General features: G+C 70.6%; 1 protein-coding gene. It reads left to right on the top strand.

Annotated elements, in window-relative coordinates:
• The coding region (locus D7X32_RS44375) for an amino acid adenylation domain-containing protein (protein WP_120608472.1) at window positions 1-1,337 on the top strand (1,337 nt) is incomplete at both ends.

Below are 1,337 nucleotides of genomic sequence, written 5' to 3' on the forward strand. Positions count from 1 at the left end.
GAGGCCATCGTGGCGATCCTCGCGGTGCTCAAGGCCGGTGGCGCCTTCGTCCCGCTGGATCCTTCCGCCCCGGCAGCGCGCAGGGACTTCGTGCTGCGTGACAGCGGAGCGGCCGTGCTCGTCACGACCGAAGCCGCGTGCGGGGACTGGAACCCTGCGGGTGTCCAGAAGCTGTGGCTGGACATGGAGCAGGCCGGCCTGGGCGCCCTCTCCCACGAGCCCCTCCCCGCCCTGACGGGCCCGGAGCACCTGGCGTACGTGCTGTACACGTCCGGTTCCACGGGCAAGCCCAAGGGCGTGATGGTGCAGCACCGCACCATCCTCAACATGCACCGCGCCTTCATCCGCGCGTTCTACGCAGGGCAGCCCCGAGGCCAGCGCGTCTCCGTCAACGCGCCGATGTACTTCGACGCGGTGATGGACCGCGTGGTGCAACTCATCGACGGACACTGCCTCCACATCGTCCCGGACGCGCTGCGCGTGGATCCGGAAGCGATGCTCGCGTGGCTGGAGCAGCACCGCATCGACTCGTTCGACTGCACCCCCGCGCAGCTCAAGCCGCTGCTGGCGGCCGGGATGCTGGAGCGCGCCTGGGTGCCGCCCCTCGTGATGATGGGTGGTGACGCGCTGGACGCGGAGGCGTGGCGGAAGCTGGCCGCGACGGACCGCACGCGCGTCTTCAATGGCTACGGTCCCACGGAGTGCACGGTCTGCACGGCGGGCGTGACCATCCAGGGGAGTCTGCGGACGGAGCCCTTCATCGGCCGGCCGGTGGCGAACCTGAACGCGTACGTCCTCGATGCGCGGCAGCGACTGGTGCCCTTCGGCACGCCGGGTGAGCTGTGCTTCTCCGGCGAAAGCGTCACGCGCGGCTACCTGGGCCGTCCGGACCTGACGGCCGAGCGCTTCGTCCCGGATCCCTTCAGCGCGGAGCCGGGCGCGCGGCTCTACCGCACGGGAGACAAGGGCCGCTGGAGGCCGGACGGAACGTTGGAGTTCATGGGCCGCCTGGACTTCCAGGTGAAGCTGCGCGGCTACCGCATCGAGCTGGGTGAGATTGAAGCCACGTTGCGCACGCACGCCGGAGTCAGTGACGCGGTGGCCCTGGTGCGCGAGGACGTACCGGGCGACGCGCGGCTCGTGGCCTACGTGGTGACGGACGGCGACACGGAGTCGCTGCGCGAGCACCTGCGCCGGCACCTGCCGGAGTACATGGTGCCGTCGGCCTTCGTCACCCTGCCCTCCTTGCCTTTGACGCCCAACGGCAAGCTGGACCGCAAGGCGCTGCCCTCACCGGAAGCGCGGCTGCGCACCGCGCGTTCATACGTGGCCCCGGC

The sequence above is a fragment of the Corallococcus carmarthensis genome (assembly GCF_003611695.1).
Taxonomy (GTDB): Bacteria; Myxococcota; Myxococcia; order Myxococcales; family Myxococcaceae; genus Corallococcus; species Corallococcus carmarthensis.